The following is a 19649-nucleotide window of genomic DNA, read 5'->3' as shown; positions in this document are numbered from 1 at the left end:
TACGGGCCGGCACCCCCATCAACTGGGGCCGGTTTCGGAACGCCATGGGCAGAAATGGCGTATTGCCCGGACATCTGATGAGGTGCCTACAACCCGAGTCCCAATTCGCCAGCGAGAGCGTTATTCAAATACTCGACGATCGGGCTCTGCAGGAGATTGAATCCCGGTTCCCGGCGCCCGCCCCTATCATCGACCGCGTAAGCGCAGCCCATAGCGGTAAGTCCCATAGTGCGCGGGTCGAGGGCAACGCGCTGATGATTCAGCACATCGACTGGGATAGGCCGCGCGTCGCCTTCAGCCGGGATGGCCATACATGGGTCGACGATCACACTGCCGGCAACGTCCTTGTCATCGTCGAAAACCTGCAGAATTTCATCCGCTTTGAAGAAACGATTGCCCTACTAGTGGAACGCTGCGGCCTGTCTGTCGCCCCCAGTGAGATTACCCTGCTATTTGGCGCCGGGCAGGCGGCTGCCAAAGCCTGTAATCGCACCCTGTATACCAGGTACCGGGAGGTGCACACCCTCCTGGACCTAGACGCCGGCGGTATCAAGATCTACGGCAGCATCAAGGCATTGCTGGCGGATACCGGCCTGCAGCCACGCTTTCTTGTGCCCGACAACATTGACGCCTATCTCACCCGTGCCACCTCCAGCATGAGCCAGGACGAGCGCACCGCGATACATTGTGCCGGACGCGCACACCCAGAACTCACCTCCCTCCTCCAACGCCTGTACCTCACCGGTAAAAAGCTCGAGCAGGAAACCTATCTGGACCCGCTTAATGAATAACGCGCAACACTCTTTGGTCGATGGCGACAAGTACCGGCTGAAAACCCTCATCATGGTGAACTCGGGCAACGCCGCGTACGTCGAGATCCCGCTCAATGAAACCGCCGCTCTGCTCTCGCGCAACAACGAAGGCAAGACCTCCGGGCTCAACGCTCTGAAGCTGTTCCTGTTGCCAGAGGTCAATTTCCGTAACTGCGAGCAGAAGTTTGAATTCAAGTCGGGCGGGGAGGTGTATTCCGGCATCAAGAGCTTCAACTACTACTTCCCCGCGCCCAATTCCTTCCTGATTCTGGAAGCGGAGAACCCGGTGGGCGACTTCTGTGTGGTGCTGCACCGCAGCAAGGAAGAACTGGGATACGCGCGCATCATGATCGACAAGCCCTACGAGGCCATCCGCCACCTATTCTGGGATATCCATTCCGAGGCCAATAACGGCCTGGGCAAGCCCCCGGAAGCTATGGCGCTGAGCGACGTGCAACAAACCCTGTTGCAGATGCACGGCGAGGTGTTTGACGATCAGGAGCGGATTCGTACGGCGATGTACACCCGCTACACACCCGGGCGCCGGGAAACCCGCTACTGCATCATGCCCACGGTGCAACCCCCGAGTGGCGCGCTGCTGAAGTCTATCAAGGCCCTGCTGCAACTGTCGTTTGACATCAAGGGCGCGAGCGGCGGCAACCTCCCCCAGGCCATCGCGAACATCATCGACAGCGAGATCGCGCTCACCAAAAAGTCAGTGAACATCGACCTCAAGCAGATCAGCGAAGACCGCGAGAGCCTGCGGCGCAACGCTCTACAGATTCAGGCCATCAAGAACCACAGCGACGACTGGCAGGCACTTAACCGGGCCTACCACACCTTCAATACCGAAAAGATCAAAGCCCACAAGCGTTACTGGCTGCTGCGAGCGTCACTGGAGCCAATGCAGGAAGGACTCGAGCCGCAATTGCAGGAGTTGCATGGCCGCAAGGCCAGTCTGCAGGGTCAGCTCAACAGCGCCAAGGACAGCCGCAACCTCGCCAACCGCAAGCTTAGCGAAGTGAAGGGCGGGCTTAGCCTGCTCGCAAAGAACCTCGCCACCGGGCAGAAAAACCTGCAGGAGGCCGAGGCCATCATCCAGCAGAACCAATTGATGTGCGAAAGCGGAGACCCGCAGGAAGTGGTGGAATACCTGCAAGGAATCCTTCGTGACGAAGAGGAAGCGCTCCGCAGCATGGAGTCCAAGGAGAGCGCCACCGCCGAACTAGAGAGACGACTAGGAGAGAAAAAGACCGCGCAGCAGGAGGCAGCCAAGCTGGAGGCACTGATCGCCGACTTCGGCCAATGCTTCCTGAACCACCTCGACCATCATAGCGCGACCGTGCTCAACAGCTTGAACGCCGACTTCCGTCGCCTCAGCATCACCCCAATGGGGAGCCAGGCAAAGACCATTCAAGGGTTCGCGGAATTATTCACCCTCAACGAGGAGGGTCACCTGGTGCTGGGCGGAGAGACCCTGCCAACCGCACGCGTCAATCACTACGACGAAGAGAGCAGCCGCAAGGAAGCCGAAAACCGGCTGGATGCAGTACGGCGGGACATCGAGGGGGTGGATAAACGCATCAGCGAACTCAACCGACTCATCTCCGCCAGCGGCCCCCTGTCTCAAGAAATGCTGGGGGAGAAAAAAACCGAAATCGCCGAGCTAAGGGGCGAAATCGCCCTGCTGCAGCGCTTGCCCGGCATCCAGGACGATGTGCAAAACCGGCTGGTGGAACAAGAGGCGCTCCGTGCGCAACAGGATGAATACGACATCGAGCTGAAATACGCCGAGGAGCACCTCGGGCAGCTGCTGGCAGAGCAGGAAGAAGTCACCGAGGCACTCCGCGCGCTGGACGACCTGCAACACGCCATCAAGACCACCAGGCAGGAGCTCAACCACGCGGTGCGCAGTCTCCCAGAGCTTGAAAACAGCGCGCGTCCCGCGAGCAGCAGCGCACAGCTGATCACAGATCCGGGTGAGCTCAGCGCCCACTACCAGCCACTGGAACAGAGCTTGCGGGCGGTGACCGGTGCCGTCCAGGAAGCGGAGCACCGGTTCCGGGTGCTGGCGGGGGCCGGCATCATGGACGTGCCGCCGGAGATTACCCACAAACCGCAGCTCGACGACACCGAGTTCCAGGCCATCTACGAGCAGATCCGCTCCGAGTTCGAAAACATCGACAGAAAGGAGCACGACCACAAATCCCAGATCGCCAACCATAACCACCGCACCAGCATCGAAATGAGCATGCTGGAGAGCATGGGAGTGGCCATCGAGAATTTCCAGAGCCGCATCAACGAAACGCTGGAAGGCATCCGGATTTCCAACCTGTCCGGGGTCAGCATCCGTATCCAGGCATTGCAGGCGTTCATCGAACTGCGCAAGGAGCTGCAGGACTACGGGCGCGGTACCACCGAGCTGATGAGTGAATCCTTCCACCGCCGGCTGATGGACTTCAGCGAGAAGTATCTGACCAGCGCGCGCGGCTCCACCAAGCTGAACCTGGAAAAGATCATCACCGGAGTGCGCTTCATCTACGAAATCCGGGGCCAGAAAGAAGACACCTCCCAGTCCCACGGTACCAACGGCATGATCAATGCGGTGCTACTGTCGATCTTGATGAAGAAGCTGGTACCTGAAGACGTGGTGTTCACTCTGCCGGTGGTGTTTGACGAGGTAGGCAGCCTCGACGAGAAGAACCTGCCGGAGCTGCGCCGGGTAGTGGAGGGCAGCCGCATGGTGCTGCTGGTGGCCAACCCCCACAACAACGGCTACATCGTGCAATACATCGGCCGCTGGCACGACATCTATACCCGCAAGCTGAGCGAGGGTTTTGCCGTGGGCAAATGTCAGGCGGTGCACGTCATCCGGCATGAAGCACTAAGCGGCGAGGTGACCCTGCCCGGCAGCACCGGCGAGAATGCCGCATCGGAACAATCCGCCGCAGAGACCGTGGTGACTGCGGAGGACGAGGCCTGATATGCCGGTCAGAACGGATCGCACACTGATCACCATCCTTGAGCACAAGAACCTATTCTTTGCACTGATGGACAAGGTGGAGCGCCAGCAGAACAACCCGTCGATGGAATTCACCATCAGCGACTACAACCAGTTGCTGGTGAAATCCACTGCACACCTCGACAAGAAAGACCAGCAGAAACAGTTGGATACCCTGTCACTGGATAACCTGGAACAGAACGGGCTACTCAATTATCAGGACAGCCGCTCCGGGCGCTTCCGGCTTCAGGACTTCGTGCTGGAGATGCTGCGCCACCTCGACAACACACGAATGCGGGAGCTTTCGTCGGCGGAGCTGAACCAGCTGATGGCCCAGCTTGAGCAGTGCTACAAGCAGGTCAGTAACTTCCATGTGGAGTGGGCCCCTGGGGAACCGCAGTTCGAGGAGATGGTGGAAGCGGTCTACTACACCCTGCAACATGTGGATTCGCGCCTGCGGATTGCGTTGCGCGCGCTGCGCGGCCAGGCGGAGCGGCTAGCAAGTAAGGTCGATGAGCATGCGTTCACCGACCTGCAGCAGACGGACCAGATGCGGGAGGCACTGAAGTCGATCCTGCATATCCACGAGCGCCATGTCACTCCTACCCTGCAGTTCCTGGATGAGCGGCTGGACATCCACCGCGACGTGACCGAACTGGATGGCAGCCACGCGCCCATGGCACTTGTTCGGCAGATCATCGACCGCTTTCGCCAGCGCAAGATGACCGAGCACGTGAGCCGGTTGACCCGGGTACAGTTGCATATCCTGAGCAATGCGCAGGAGATCGGGGATATCGCCAAAAGCCTCGATACCTACATCAAGTTCGCGGAAGACGAGCGACGCCGGTACAACCGCGTCGAGGACCTTTACAACGCTCTGCGCAGCGCCGTGCAGGAGCGACAGACGGGGCAACTGCGCGACTGGCGCTTGCGTCCGGACGATGAGGTGTTCAGACCCGTGCGCGTACTGGGCACTCTGAAGAGCTTCAACCGATCCCAGAACAGCAAAATCAGCTGGCCAGAGGAAGATGGCACCGCGCTATTAGACGAGCTGCTGCGAGTGCGGCTGGAGGCCGAGGAGCAGATTCCCGAGGCGAAGCTGGTGGCGGTGTCCGGGGGCTTGAGCGAAAAGGAAATCGCGCGGCGCAACAACATGGACCGCATACTGGCGGCGATGGAAAGCTTTCCTTACGGCGAGGATTCGCCGGATATATATCGCACGCTGCACGAGCACCTGGTGCGCGCCATGCCGGGATACACGATGAAAGATATCTTTGATGCGGTTCCCTGTGTTCAGGGGCTTGGAGAGGTGACGTTGGCACCGCCACGACCAGAGCTGCAAATCGCCTACGCGGGTCAGACCCTTACCTACCAGATACGAACTTATACGCCCGTCGTCAGCGAGAACGGGACACCAACTGAGGAGCATGCCCGTGGATAAAGAGTACAGTCGGCAAATCTACAACGAGCTCATCAATGGCTGGGTCATCAACAAGCAAGTGATGGAGGGGGATCTGCTAGTACCCAACCCGCTGTATGACGAGCTATCTTCAGCATTGAACCGGGAGCACTACATCCAGCTCTACAGCTGCATCGGATACGAGCTGAAGGAAATGGGTGGGTGCTTTTTTCTGAACGAGCTGAACAAAAGCGATGTCTTATCCGACGCCGCCATGCGCATTCAGGTCATGCTGGTAGTGTTGGTCCGTGGTACGTCGCAGTTACCGCAGTTGACCAGTATCGTGACTACCCATAGGGCGGGCCTGACCCGTGACCAAGTGGGGAAGATCGGGATGGTGGATGAATACCAGCAAATGCTGCGCGCAGTTGGACTTAAAGGCAGCTTCGAAAAGGAAGTGGAAAACATTCTGGTGATGCGCAAGCTGGCCTACTGGAACCATCTGGACCGGCTGGTGCTGAGCACAGGAGGCGTGGCGCTTATGGATCGGATGCAGCTTGAAATTGAGGCCATGAATGGGCAAGGAGCGATCAGTTGAAGGTTGCGGGCACAACAGGATAGAACCGTTTGGTTCAGCAGCCCTGAAACTGCCACAATCTGGCTCAGAACGCAAAGCCATTACGTAATGACACGAGGCGGTATCTATCCATAAACACGCTGTTATCAAGCTTCTAGAATACTAGCGGCTTGCCACTGACCACTATAACTCCCCATGATTTAAATACAGGCTTAGAGTGAATTTGCCGTGAAAAGATCTTTGACAAAAGCAGCGTAGCAATCGTATATATACCTCTATCTCACGGTTTCCTGGAACTGTAGATAAGGAAATCTACCGTATTTCATCGCAATCGGATAATGCGAATAATGAAAATTTCCAAAGAATTACTGACCCGCAAATTTCTTTCTGGCCAGAAAATATGTTGTGGGGAGCTGGAAGTCGACCCTGAGATTGCGTCAGATTTTGACTGCCTCCTACCATTCAGTCTTTTATTAGTTGACTGCCTGCTCCCGGATATAGGGAAGCAGCGCATTTCACATCAATACAGTTTGCGAATAGAAAAGCAAAGCCTGTGCCATCTCGTGTGTGATAAATATGAATTACAGGAAAACCAAGCATTATTAGATCTCCTGAAGGCACTATCCCAGAATCTAAACTTGGTCTTTGTAGAGAAGAGAAAAGGATATTTTGATTTCGAACCAGTGGTAGACAGTATTCGTCATCACGTAAACGGTCTTACCGATTCGAGCCAGGTCATACCCGGGAAGTTGATTTCTGCAGTATTTGGTAAAGACCTACCCCATTTGAGACGGCAAGTTTTCAACACCTACTGCAATGACCAATTTTCTTCTATCACATTTGATATCAAGGATGGGTTTGAGGACCAACCGGCTGATTCAGAGGAGAAACAACAAAAACAGACTATTCAAAGTTTGGAGCCAAATATAATGGATGATGTAGTGAGCGTAATCGCTTCTAAGCAAAAACTCTGGCTGAAAGAAGAAATATCAATAATTTTTGCGGGAGATTGCCTGGCACGTGGGAGCGCTTCCAGCATTATAGAGCTGATAGAGAAACCGAAAGCTCTTGACAACTCCGCGGGCTTGGAATTTGTTTTCACCGCAATGCTGTCCAGCCGCGACCTAATGAATGCATTAGGTACATTCTTTGGGAAACCTGCTCACTCAGTAGTATTCCCTCAGAAAATATACTCTCTGAGAGTACAACTTGATCAGGTAGTTTCTCGACGCACTATTGACACTGGCTCCTCCTCTTCCGCGCCCTGGTATCAGATTGCGAAGCGACTATACCGAAAATTATCATTCGGAGACATTTCCGACGCACTGATAAATGCTTCACTGACGTCGACCAAGGCGGAGTGGGCAGAGTCAATAGTTTCCAGCTTGATGGAATTGGAAAATCCGCTTGTTCTTCAGCTAAGGAATCTGAACCTAGAGGAAGCTAAAGTAATTCCTTTTCTAGCTTCGTCAGAAAAGTTGCGCTGCCATCTAGAATCGCAGGTTTTTGGCCAAGATAAGGCCATCGAGCAGGTAGTTCGAGGTTACATTGGATCCTTTGTTGGGCAGAACAGTGGCTGCAGGCAGATATATACCTTTGTAGGTGCGTCAGGGTCAGGAAAGACATTACTCGCGAGAGAGCTGGCTAACGGCTTGCGCGAAACTGAACGAACTGGCTATGAGATTGTACAGTTCTCAATGGAGGGGTTATCGGATAGTCGAGATGTCGGACGACTTTTCGGCAGTGGCTCTCAATATACTGATGCGGGCCTTGGCGAGCTGACGACAGCAGTCCGCAATATGCCAAGAAAGATCATCCTCATGGATGAAATCGAGAAAGCAAGCCCTGAAGTAATCAGATCGCTGCTCGGTGTTCTCGATGAGGGCAGGGCAAAAGATGCGACTTCCATGGAGGAAGTTGATTTCTCCCAGGCAATTTTTATCTTTACTTCTAATATTGGACAAGAGGTCCTCACCCAGACCAACAATAAAAGCCGCTTAACGGCCTTTGATGTTTTGCGAAATACCTCAGCAACATCCCGACATACTTTACCTATTGAATTTGTTAACAGACTAGCAAGGGGAGTTGCGGCTCTATTTTTTCCTGTAGGCATTAACGGTCTGAAGGAAATTTTACAGAAAGAAATACAGGTCCGATCAAAACATCAGCATGAACCTGATTTCAATTTTCCCGATGACTTCTGGTTTTTTCTGCTTTCCGCAAATATTCCAGAAATTGGCCCCAGGAAACTGATTTCAGCCGTTCGGGAGTTCCGAGCAGAAATTTTTATGGGTATCGCTGCTGAAAGCCCTAACTCCATAAAAAATATTCAAGTGAATATAGATTTTCAACATATCATTAATAAATATTTTGAATTTCTAGGTTATGCTGAAAATAATGATTATCAGAATAATGGAAAAAGTAACTATCTATATGACGAGACCAATGACTTAGGAGCAATTATTGAAGTCTGTATTAAGCGTAATCAAAGACTTGACTATACAACTAAAATTGGCATAGATGGTGAAACAGTATCTGTAGAACTGCATGAGCTGAATTACGAGCAGGTCATTGACTTTGGTGACGTCAGAGATACCAATTTCTTTGAAAAAAGTTTGCCGAATACATCTTTTGACGATGTTTTTGGACTCAAACGCGCCATCAAGAAGTTGAGACGTGCGGTCGGCTGGCTTCGAGATCCAAGCGGCCTCAAAGAGTACGGTGTTCGTCCTCCTCCAGGATACCTGCTGGCAGGCCCCCCGGGGACGGGTAAGACTGTACTTGCCCGTGCAGTTGCCGGCGAGTGTGGTGTTCCATTCTTCTCTGTATCAGCGGCAGACCTCAGTGCACAAACCATTGGAGGCAACTCAGAGAAGGTTCGAAAACTCTTCGAGGTGGCACGACGATATGCACCATCGGTTGTTTTTATCGACGAAATTGATGCTATTGCCGCAAAAAGAGGCGGCGCCTCAAGCGCTTCCGACCGGGATGCCAACCTAACGGTCAACACTCTTCTTACGGAAATTCAGGGATTTGAACAGCATGAGTTCCCTGTGCTTTTCCTGGCAGCAACAAACCACCCGAAGCTGCTAGACCCCGCACTTCTCCGCCCCGGTAGGATTGATGAAGTTCTCCCCTGCGATTTGCCAGGTCTTGATGATCGGGCCGCTTACCTTGGTGTTGTTAGCAAGAAGCACGAATTGTCGCTCGGACCAAACCAGATAAAGAATCTGGCCTCATCCTGTCAAGGATTTTCCTTTGCACAAATAGATCAAGTGGTCAGAGAATCAGTCTATTTGGCGCTAACCGATGATAAACCTTGTGACTACGATTTACTCACTTCGGTAGTGTCCGAAGTCCGCTACGGCTCGCCAACCGGTGTCAACTACCTCAATGAAGATGAGAAACTAAGAGTTGCCTATCATGAAACCGGGCACTTGATCGCTACAACTCTTTTATTTCCAGAGTCTAAGCTAGATTACATAACTATTGAGCCACGTAATCAATCCTTGGGTTTCGTAGCTCTCCGTTCTTCCGAAAAGATTGAGGGTTTATCCAAGAAAAAATTATTTCAGCGATTGATTGTACTTTTATCTGGGAGGGCTGCCGAGCGCCTGTGTTTTGGCGATTGTGGAATGAGCTCTGGTGCAACAGATGATATTTCGAAAGCGACAAAATTGGCCTTACATGCGATTTACGAGGCTGGACTCGATGATGATATCGGCCCTGTCAATCTGGAGTTATTGACAAAATTTGAGGAAAGTGAATTGCTTTCTCTGGCACAGGGTAAGGTGACTGAATGGCTCTTACTGGCCGAGCAGCAGGCTACGAGCCTACTTGAGCAAAACAGAGGCTTCTTAGATGCTTTTGCTAAGCAATTATCAATCAAGGAATCCCTAAATGGCGATGAAGCAAAGGTTTTGCTCTCTAATTTTTTTAAACAAACTGGTCTTGAATCCACTCCCGCTTAGATCAAGATACACAATTACAATATTGCCCATATTGCATTGATATGCACCATGAATCCCTTTCAAATAATAACCGTGCTATTTGCATATTCCGACCCATCCTGAACACCCATTCTAGTTCATCGTGAACACCTCATAACGCATTTTTTCTTCAAGCCTTTTGCTACGCTTCCAGCCTTTTGGAAGGCCGGGCGTGGCAGCACCGAGAATCACAATGCGCAACGTCCGAGAAACTCTTCGCTTGCGCCTGTCCGCAGAACTGGAGCTGTCCTAGCCGCTGCTCGACGATTTCGCCCTGGCGGCCTGTTTCTATACCAGCTCCGATACCCGTGTATCCGTCGCTTCAAACAGCCGAACTGGGCGCAGCTCCACCAGGAGCTGAAGCGCAAGGAGGTGATCAAGCAGTTGCTGTGGGAGGAATACACCTAGCAGCACCCCAACTGCTGCTACAACTACTCCCAATTCTGCGACCGTTACCGCCAGTGGTGCGCCAAGCGGAAGCGCTCCATGCGCCAACAGCATCGGGCGGGCGAGAAGTGCTTCGTTGATTGCTGCGGGCAGACGGCCCGATCATCGATCTCGACACCGGCGAGATCCACGCCGCACAGGTGTTCGTCGGCGTGCTCGGTGCTTCCAACTAAACCTTCGCTGAGGCCACACGAAGTCAGCCATTGCCGGACTGACTGGTCAGCCATGTGCGCATGCTGGCCTAATTCGGCAGTTGCCCCGAGGTGGTGTTGCCGGACAATCTCCGCAGCGGCGTCATCCGCGCCTGCCGCCACGTTATGAACACCCTCTTTAGATGGAGTTAATTGAGCGCTTACGACAATTCTTTAGCCCTCTTACGAACATCACCAACGAAAGCCAAGACTCTCTTCTTATTGCCATACTCCATTTCAATTTTTTCACAATCACTTAATACAGAAGCTAAATACGATATTCCAGCTTCTTTATTCCCTTGGCCCAATAACAAATTCGCAAGTTGGAGTTTGGCCTCAACCATATCAGTGTGAATTTTATATCCTTTTTGTATTCGAATTTCGTGAGCATAAATACTAGAAAGAAAAGCTTCGATAGCCTCTACAAACATGCCATTGAGAGCAAATGATGAACCGATTTTCGCGTAACCTAAAGCTAGCACCATAGTCAAATTAAAATCTAAACCGTCTAGCTCAAGGTCTTTTGTATAGTCGATAATTGCATGGTATGCAGCTAAAGCATACTCTGTATTTTTAAAGTTAAGATAAAATTCAATAATTTTAAGTTTTTCCTGAAGTAGAAGAACTCGATTAACTCTTACTTCGCTATACTCTTTCATGAGTTTTACGCGAATTTCGATTTTTTCTTGATATATAGAAATTACCTTTTCGACCTCACCTTTCCGTTCAAATAGTAGACCAACCTCTCCTAGGCTGCATAATAGATATTTCAAACGCTTCTGAGTTTCGCCATATTCAAGAATCAGCCTTCTCAATATAGAAATCCCATCTTTATAAGCAGCAATATTTTCAATCGAATCGTCCTCAGACTTCAAGAGCCTTCCGATTCGACAGTAACTAAGGGCCAATCGTTCCAAACGAATTGGAGCATCCCCGAATTTAGACACTAGAAACTTACAGAGAGAAAGAGATCTCCAAGCTGACTCAATTATTCTTTCATCATCTACTTCAGCACTGCACTCTCCAAGTTCTTCATAAATATTTGATATTTCGCATTGTATAGATGCAATTCCATCTAGATGTTCTTCAGCATCAACATTTGCAGTAGATTCACTTTCCTTATCCTCCAAAATTGACTTATAAAGTGTTAGCGCAGATTCAAGCTGACCACGTATATGCCATATTGCTGCGAGTTTTACAGCCTCCTCAACTCCGACCTGCAGGCCCCCACACTTATCAAGGATTTGACGAAGCTTGTTTGACCACGTATTAGCCTGAGTAAGATAACCTAGGCTAAAGTCGATAAAGAAAAGCTGCGTAAGAATTACTTGGTATATCTGGCTATCCAAGCTTATAAATTTTTCGCACTTATAGATTAAAAGATAGAAAAAGCTTCTTTTCTCCTGGATCGGCAATGATTGATATTTTTCTTCCGTTATCCATTTTTTTGAAGCTAGTAACAAGCACTGGGAGACTTCAGCTTGTAGAGATGGGAACTTTTCAATTCTACTTTTAATAACATCAAATTCAACTTTACTTCTGAATTCATATATGGATCCACCATCCTTTGCGAGAATTGCATATGGATAAACCGACTCTTCTAATAAATCTATGCTCCCACATTTCCGACAATCCAACAATCGACTTACTTCTAAAACTAAATCCGATAAAAACCTCATCCCATGAAAGCTAGCAAGCGTGAGTAGTTGTTTAAGATTTTCACTCAAGCCATCGAATCGACGTTCTTGTATGTCATGCAGCTTAAAGCTAGATCTTTTTAAGATAACCATCGCATCATCTGTTAAAGCCCTACTAGAATCTTTTCCTTCAAAGTAACTAGGAAACTTAAAAAGTTCTTGCAAGATTGCATTTAGAATCTCAGGATTTCCAGCAGATTGCCGATCTATAAAATTTTGTTGCTCACTTGTCAACCCGGGAAAAGCGAAGCTTATTATCTTGGTGAAAGAACCAATAGGAGCGCAATCAACAATACCGTGATAACTCTCCTCCTCCTTATAAGCATTAAGCCTTCGAAACAGGAAGGCCAAACTATCAGTTGATGCTTCAGTTTGCTTAGCGCTTTCTTGCCTTAGCCACTCACGCTCCCAATGTGTCGCAATTAGCATTAGAGGCAACTTTTTCTCAATGGCCTCCTTATATAAATCTTCAACTGCTTCCAAGCTAAACTCATCCAACCAATGTGCATCATCCAAAAAAATAATAATTGGTAAAGTTGATGTGGCCTTATTTTTTATTGACAAAATTTCTATGAGCGATTCATGAAGAGATTTTAAATCTTCTTTTATTAGTCTTTTTTGTGAAACTTCATTGGACTCAGATAACATTCCTTTTTCTTTCTGCTCTTCGCGCCAAGTAGAAACCATATCTAGTATATTAGATACAGTTTCAGGTAATCCAAGCAGAATTGGATTTCCTATCGTCATGCCAATCTGCTTTGCGATTTTTATTCCACGACCTATTTTTCTCTCTAAGTATTTTATTGCTTCTATATGGGTCTCAAGATGGTACTTCTTCTCTCTTAGCGCACATGGAGTTCTTTCTCCATGATTCCTCTCTGCCGGATCCAAGCACCGCACTCCCCACCAAAGATAAGGAATACTTATTGTTTTTCTTGAAAACGAGCTTGGAGATGGATTTATTGCCATTTCCCCAACATCCAAATCTTTTGGCCAATAATCGCTTGCATTTTCTTTGGTCGTGCTTAGCCACCGATAAAACTCTCGAGCTACTCGCGTCTTTCCGTTCCCCGGCTCTCCTCGTAAAACAATAAATGCCGGCTTACCCTCTTTTACTGATTTCCAGGCCTTTTGCAATTCTGCAATTTCTTTTTCTCTTCCGATAAATAGGTTTTTCCAGGCAACTTCTTCCATTGAGTTTTAACCTTACTATTGTGATTTCTATATAGGGTCAATTCCAGTAGGGACTATAAAACCTCAAATAGTATGCCCGGAAATAGATCGAGTTTTGACCGAATCTGGTGTTTGAGGGATATACAGAGTGCAGCGTATCTGGTTCATTTGTTGTCGCCAAACAAAACCAACCAACTAAGAATACGTCGCTATGGGTAAGAATACCGTTGTTGAGTTTTCAGGTCGACAGGAGGGAGTGTGGACCGCCCCGGGTTTCACGAAGGCCGTTTAGTTTGAGCCAGGCGGCTTGCGGGAGGGCGGCCTGTCTATGCTCTATAATGCCTCAAACTCCGCAGCGGGATATTGCCGATGGGTTCTAAGAGGAGCTGCTGGTTGAATCAGGACACCCAGTTTAGGGTTTCCCAGTCCAGCGCTTCTATGGTTTTCCAAGACCCATGTTCGTGGACCAGCTCGGTCTTGTACAAACCGTTGATGGTCTCGGCTAAGGCGCTATCGTAGCTGTCGCCTACGCTGCCGACCGAGGGCTCGATACCTGCTTCACCACGATGTTCACCATAGCGGATAGACAGGTATTGCGAACCACGGTCGCTCTGGTGTATCAGCCGGTGCGGAGTCGGCTTCCGCGCGTGCAGGGCCTGCTCCAACACATCTAGAACAAAGTCCGTACGCATGTTCCGGCCGATTCCCCAGCCCACGATGTAGCGTGAGTAGACGTAGACGATAAAGGCTACATAGGCGAAGCCTTCCCATGTCGATACGTAGGTAAAGTCGGCCACCCAGAGCTGGTTTGGCAGCTCAGACTTGACCTCGCGGTTGATCAGGTCCCGGGGACAGGGTCCGCTGAGTCCTGCAGCATGGCGCGAACCTTCCTGCCCCAGACCACGCCCTGGAGACCCATGCCCTGCATCAGGCGCTCCACGGTGCAGCGTGCCATAGGCAGATTCTCTGCGGTGCATCTGGCGCCAGACTTTGCGGGCATCATAGACCTCTCGGTTCGCTGTCCGGACGCGGTGATTGTCCGCAGAGAGGGCTTCGTCCCGCTTAGCGCGGTCCAATCTCTGCATAGGATTGCGCAGGAGGCGATAAGCTGACGGGGCCACCTGCAGCGTCCTGTAGAGGGGCACGACCCCGAACCGGTCTCAATGGACGTCGATGAAGGTCCAAATCACTTCAGACGGCGATCGAGCTCCGACTGGGCGAAAAAAGCGCTGGCCAGGCTGAGGGCCTCGTGGCCCGCTTCAACTCGCGAACCTCGCGCTCCATCGCCTCGACGCGGTCATCGGCGCCCGCGGCAGAAGGTGTCGGCCGAGACGCCTTGCGGATCCAGCTGCTCAGAGCCTGGGTAGTACAGCCGATCTTGCTAGCCACGGTCTCGATGGCGGCCCACTGCGAAAGGTCAGAGGTCCATACCTCACTCACTCAATCCAATTAGCTCAGAGCAAGGAATCGAGTCTATTCGTGCAACACAAAATTCGTATGGAACGACCCAGCGCCAGGCCAACTCGGTAATGATGACACTAAAGTAAAGAAGGCGGCAATTACTACAATTCAATATCTTGGCTTTCTAGGCTATGAAAATCTGACTTGCAAATTTAGAGAACTCACTATTCTGTGGTTATAGCTGTGGTTATCACTGATATCAGCCATCTAGCCTTTAAACACGAAAGGAACATCAGAAGATGTTTAGATTCCGCCTCTGGGCACCATACCAAAAATGGCCGCTCCCGATAGGGTGCGGCCTTTTTTGTATGTACCGGAAAGCACAATGCCCGGGGATGACCCCGGGCGCTTATACGAAGCTTTTCAATACGGTAAATTCAGTGCTCCACACTACCGGGCCAGATAATCACCCGCCCGTCTGGCTCCCGGAATACCCGTACCGGCAGCGACTGCTCGAGCATGGCCACCAAGGTTTCGGCCTGATCAGCGGTAAATGCGGTAGTCACACGTAAATCTTCGAGTTCCGGAGTACCGATCACGATACGCTGTTTGCGGTAGCGATTGGCATCGGCGACAATTTCCGCAAGGGGGGCATCCCGGTAGCTGAATTTGCCCTGGCGCCAACCGGCGACCTGTGCGGCGTCAACTTTACTGATGCGACTCACCTGATCCTCGCGCACCTTGACCTGCTGGCCCGCGGTCAGCCGCACTTTGCTGCCTGCGGTTGCGCCAGACTGACCCTGCGGCCTGGCTGCCACATCGACGATCCCCTCTTCCACCGTCACTTTTACCGCCGGGTTCATTTTGTTGCCGGCGTTGACGTCAAAGCGGGTACCGATCACGCGCACCTCAGCGCCCTGGGCGCGCACAATAAACGGGCGACTGGAATCTTTGCGCACGGCGAAAAATGCCTGGCCGCGCAGCAGTTTGACCTTGCGCGCGGCGGCTCCAAAATCCGTTTCAATGGCGGAGTCACCACCAAGGGTTACCAGGGTACCATCGGGCAGGGTGACCTGGCGGGTTTGCGCGAGCTCCGATGCATAGCCATGTGCAGAATCACTCTCGCTCTGCCAGGGCGCCAGAAACACAACGCCGACGGCGAGAATCAGGGTGCAGGCAAACGCGAGGCCACTCAGGGGGCTGACGCCCAAGTAGCTTCTGAGGTTCTGTAACAGACTGATAAAAGCACCGGGCCGACGCAGTCGAGCGCCTTCGTCACTAGCGGCGAGAACAGCGAGACTGCGGTCAATCTGCTCCAGCTGCTGGTAGGCGTCTCGGTTGCCCCCCTGTTGCAGCCAGGTGTCGAATGCGTCCTGCTCAGCGGCGTATAGCGGACGTTCAGCCCGCAGCATGAACCACTCGCGGGCTTCCGCTTCGATCCGCCGGATATCGGTTTGCGGATGACTGTTACCAGTCGCCATCATATTTCTCCACCGTACTTACCACCATTGACCCGCAGGGCTTCCTGACATCCTGCGAGGGCTTTGGCCACGTGTTTTTTCACTACCGTGGCGGAGAGCCCTTCTCGACGCGCGATTTCCGCGTAGGAGAGCCCGTCGACACGGTTCATCAATAACAGCCGCCGGCGCTTGTGGGGCATGCTCCACAGGGCGCGACTGATCAGGCCGAGAAACTGCCGGCCAGCCGCTACCCGCTCGGGGCTGCGACTATCCTGTTCACGGTCGGGGTCGCCCTGCACGGATTGCGCGTAACTTTCCCGCACCTGCCCTTTGCGCAACGCATCGATGGTTGCATTGTGGACGGAGCGGTAAAGAAAGGCGCGAACATGCTCGATATCGCCCTGTTGCAGTTGCGGTGCCATCCGGGCAAATGCCTCTTGCACCAGATCCTCGGCCTCGCTGTAGGACAAACCGAACTTACTCACCGCATATCGACACAGTTCCTGCTGATACTCGCGGTAGTAGAAATCCAGGTCCCTTTCGATCTCGGGCACCCTCCGGTCGTCACTATCGGGCGTCATCGGGCTCGCCAACGCTGTCGCCATGGATTCTCTTCACCATTGTTTTTGTTATCGGATACTACTCTCGTCGTTAGAACGGGTGGGCGGGAAAGAACGTCCCCCCTGCGGGGAGGTTTTTTTGCGATTCAGTCAAAATGTAGTCCCAGGCGCACGCCAAAGGTGCGCGGCGGGTTGTAGTAGTAGGCGGGAGTGGCCACATCGGCTTCGTGCACATCGCTCGCCAGCAGGGTGTTTGTGAGATTGTCCCCGTAGAGATCTAACCACCAGTTGCCATCTACGGGCTGCAGCTTCAACCCGACGTTCAGCAGGGTGGCTGCATCGCGGCGGTCAATATTGCGGGTGGCACCGGCGGGATCCTCTACCCAGTCGCCGCTGTCGTTCTCCAGGAGCCAACCGGTCCGGTTACCCCGATTGGCCTCGTCAAAGTACATACTGGTTGTGTAGCGCAGGCCCCCGCGGGCGGTGGCCCGCAGGCGGTCGGTGAGGGTGAAGCCGTGCCGGTAGTTGAGCCCGAGACTGAGACCGGGTACCTGCTTTAGGCGATTGCCACTGAAGTCCACCAGGTTGGTAATTTCCGGATTGTCGGCACCGGGGTTCCAGGTTCGGCCATGGTCCGGGTACTCGTTGTCCACGGCCAGGAAATGGTCGTAGCGCGCGTCCAGCCAGGACAGGAATCCACTGACCCGACCATTGTGACTGGACGCCCAGTTGAGCTCCAGCTCGAGGCCGCGGATGGTGGCACTGGGGGCATTGGTGCTGCGAATCAGCTCGGTGCCGTCCTCCTCTACCGCAATCCCCGACACCTGCAGGTCCCGGTAGCAGGTGTCAAAGAGGGCGCCGTTCAGGGTCATGGCGCCATCCAGCAAACCCAGCTTGAACCCCAGCTCCACATTGGCACTGGTCTCCGGCCCGACGTAGGCGGCGCCACTGTTATTGCGGCGAATCAGTGCCGCCAGTGCAGATTGATAGGCCGGATCGCCCGCGCCGTCGTACTCCCCTTGCAGGCTCGCACCATCCTGCACGATTCCGGGTTTGAACCCTTCGGCATAAAGTAAATACAGCAGCAGGTCATCACTGGGTTGATAGCTGACGCGTGTCATCACGGTCGTGCTGCGCCACGCGCGATCCACATCGTTGTAGTTGGCCACATAGCACTGATCGGCCGATGCGGAGGCATCGTTTACCGCAATGTCGCCAAGTACACCGCCGCGATCGGTGCGGATCAGATCAGGGCAGGCAATATTGCGCCCACCTCGGTCGTACCGCTGATCGCGTCCGCTCCGGGCACCGGCACTGACCTGCCAGTTGTCGGTAATATCGTAATCCAGCTGCCCGTAAACCGCGCTCATGCGTGTGCCGCGATCCGGCTGTTGAAAACTGTGCGCCGGCGCTCCCCCCAGCCACTGCCATTGGCCAGCTGGTGCTCGAGATCGAAGCGGATTGCATTTTTTTCCGCGAAGTGAAAATACGCCAGCAACCAACGCAACTGCTGGTCATCGCTGTTTTTCAACTGCACTTCGTGCTGGCGCGCGCGATACCGCGACCAGATGGTGCGATTACTCTGGTGATACAGCGCGGGATCGGTCTCACTGCCCACCGGGCCGGTGCGGTCCGCATCCCAGTCCTGGCTGCGACGGGTAATCCCGTAGCCACTGATGTACGTGAGGGTGTGCGCAGATGGCAACTGCAGCTCCAAGCGGCTGCGCCAGGCATCCTGGTCCAGCTCGGTGCGCCCGGGGGTGTCGATGACTACCGGCGTGTCGTAATCCACTATGGGCAGACTGCCCGCCCCGCGGTCTTCAAAGCGCTCGTAGCTCAGCCACCAATTGAACAGGCCTTCACGCTGCCAGGCGGAGCTGAGGCGATAACTGTACAGGTCGGTATTGTTATAGCGGTCACCGGCTCTGGCATAGACGGAGTCATCGCTGTATTCGATGGGGCTGTCCGCCAGGTGCTTGACCGCAGCCCAGCGCAGCGACCAGTCCTCGTTCAGCGGTGCGTTGGCGACCGCGGCCAGCTTCTGCTCCTGAAAACTGCCCATGGACGTGCTGAGTTCCGCCGACCACTCGCGCTCCGGGCGCGCTGTGTGATAGTTGATGACACCGCCCGTGGAGTTGCGCCCGAACAGGGTACCCTGGGGGCCGCGCAAGACTTCGACCCGATCTAGGTCATACAGCAGTACCGCAGTGCCCTGCACCCGGCTGCTAAAGATGCCGTCCACATGGGTCGCCACGCCGGAGTCTCCCGCCTCGGTGTGGTTGTCAGAGCCGACACCCCGCAGATACAGCATGGATGCGGTGTGGTCCCCATTGCGGGTGACCTGCAGACTCGGCACCTCCGCAGCCAGCGCCTCGAGACTGTCGATGTTGCGCTCCTGCAACAGACCACCGTGCAGCGCGGTCACCGTCATCGGTGTGCGCTGCAGGTTTGTACGACGCTTACTGGCGACCACCTCGATTTCTTCCAGCAACGGGCGGACGTCTTCGGGAATTCGGGTTTCTATTTCCGGTTCGGCAGACTCCTCAGGGGAAGGCAGTATCACGATGCCCTGCCCGTCCACCCGACGATACTGTAACCCGGACTCGGCAAGCAGCAGGCGCATCGCCTCGTCGATACTGAACATTCCGGTCAGTGGGGGCGCATCGAGGTGGGCGTGCCCTTGCGCGCCAACCATAACTGCGAGGCCGGTTTCGCGGGAGAACGCCAGCAGTGACTGCTCCAGGGACTGGGCCGGGAGCTGGAAACTGTAGAGTGCGGATCCAGAAAGCGTCGGATCCTGGACTTTCGATTCGGCAACAGCAATGCCGGCCGGAATGGCACTCAGCTGCGTCGCCAGGATCCGGGCGCACATTGACCTGAGGTAGGTCTTGAGCATAGGCAGTTCGTCATCGCTGATGCCCGCGCGGGCGGGGTCGGGCGTG

The 19649-nt window shown here is 53.2% G+C and carries 12 protein-coding genes, 1 pseudogene and 1 other annotated feature; of the genes and pseudogenes, 6 read left to right on the top strand and 7 right to left on the bottom strand.

What is annotated here, in order from left to right; translation table 11 throughout:
- Window positions 1-77 precede the first annotated feature (77 nt).
- From ACYX4K_RS16295 to ACYX4K_RS16270, 6 genes and pseudogenes are all read left to right on the top strand, one after another.
- Complete coding sequence (locus tag ACYX4K_RS16295; protein ID WP_475091100.1) at window positions 78-791, top strand: hypothetical protein; 714 nt, start codon at window positions 78-80, stop codon at window positions 789-791.
- Window positions 784-3795, top strand: coding sequence for an AAA family ATPase (locus ACYX4K_RS16290; protein WP_475091101.1), 3012 nt, complete (start codon window positions 784-786; stop codon window positions 3793-3795). Before ACYX4K_RS16295 ends, ACYX4K_RS16290 begins: the two co-directional genes overlap by 8 nt.
- Before the next feature lies 1 nt (window position 3796).
- Entirely contained in the window at window positions 3797-5254 is a 1458-nt protein-coding gene (locus ACYX4K_RS16285; RefSeq protein WP_475091102.1) for a hypothetical protein, read from the top strand.
- Window positions 5247-5810: a condensin complex protein MksE gene (locus ACYX4K_RS16280; RefSeq protein ID WP_475091103.1), complete on the top strand. Its 564-nt coding sequence runs from the start codon at window positions 5247-5249 to the stop codon at window positions 5808-5810. Before ACYX4K_RS16285 ends, ACYX4K_RS16280 begins: the two co-directional genes overlap by 8 nt.
- Window positions 5811-6136: 326 nt before the next feature.
- Window positions 6137-9760 (top strand): AAA family ATPase, encoded by a 3624-nt coding sequence (locus ACYX4K_RS16275; RefSeq protein WP_475091104.1) that lies wholly within the window; start codon window positions 6137-6139, stop codon window positions 9758-9760.
- Between the two features lie 190 nt (window positions 9761-9950).
- Window positions 9951-10539: pseudogene (locus ACYX4K_RS16270) on the top strand (IS21 family transposase); the annotation flags it as partial.
- A 38-nt stretch (window positions 10540-10577) separates the two neighbouring features.
- Here the strand turns inward: ACYX4K_RS16270 and ACYX4K_RS16265 are convergent.
- The 7 genes from ACYX4K_RS16265 to ACYX4K_RS16235 form a co-directional block, all read right to left on the bottom strand.
- Window positions 10578-13307: a tetratricopeptide repeat protein gene (locus ACYX4K_RS16265; protein WP_475091105.1), complete on the bottom strand. Its 2730-nt coding sequence runs from the start codon at window positions 13305-13307 to the stop codon at window positions 10578-10580.
- Window positions 13308-13684: 377 nt separating this feature from the next.
- Window positions 13685-14407, bottom strand: coding sequence for an IS3 family transposase (locus ACYX4K_RS16260; protein WP_476178728.1), 723 nt, complete (start codon window positions 14405-14407; stop codon window positions 13685-13687).
- Window positions 14399-14515, bottom strand: a sequence feature (AL1L pseudoknot). (Overlaps the previous gene by 9 nt.)
- Window positions 14478-14675 (bottom strand): transposase, encoded by a 198-nt coding sequence (locus ACYX4K_RS16255; protein ID WP_476178827.1) that lies wholly within the window; start codon window positions 14673-14675, stop codon window positions 14478-14480. (Overlaps the previous feature by 38 nt.)
- A gap of 449 nt (window positions 14676-15124) precedes the next feature.
- A complete protein-coding gene (locus tag ACYX4K_RS16250) occupies window positions 15125-16168 on the bottom strand; it encodes a FecR family protein (RefSeq protein WP_476178727.1) in 1044 nt (347 codons plus the stop codon).
- Window positions 16168-16752: an RNA polymerase sigma factor gene (locus tag ACYX4K_RS16245; protein ID WP_475091109.1), complete on the bottom strand. Its 585-nt coding sequence runs from the start codon at window positions 16750-16752 to the stop codon at window positions 16168-16170. Before ACYX4K_RS16245 ends, ACYX4K_RS16250 begins: the two co-directional genes overlap by 1 nt.
- A 101-nt stretch (window positions 16753-16853) precedes the next feature.
- Complete coding sequence (locus ACYX4K_RS16240) at window positions 16854-18077, bottom strand: TonB-dependent receptor domain-containing protein (protein WP_475091110.1); 1224 nt, start codon at window positions 18075-18077, stop codon at window positions 16854-16856.
- A complete protein-coding gene (locus ACYX4K_RS16235; RefSeq protein ID WP_475091111.1) occupies window positions 18074-19603 on the bottom strand; it encodes a TonB-dependent receptor in 1530 nt (509 codons plus the stop codon). The genes ACYX4K_RS16240 and ACYX4K_RS16235 overlap by 4 nt, the downstream gene beginning before the upstream one ends.
- Window positions 19604-19649 lie beyond the last annotated feature (46 nt).

This window comes from Microbulbifer sp. ABF4_107, from assembly GCF_056312215.1.
The sequence above is the reverse complement of the archived record's forward strand: the minus strand, read 5'-3'. Positions and strand labels throughout refer to the sequence as shown.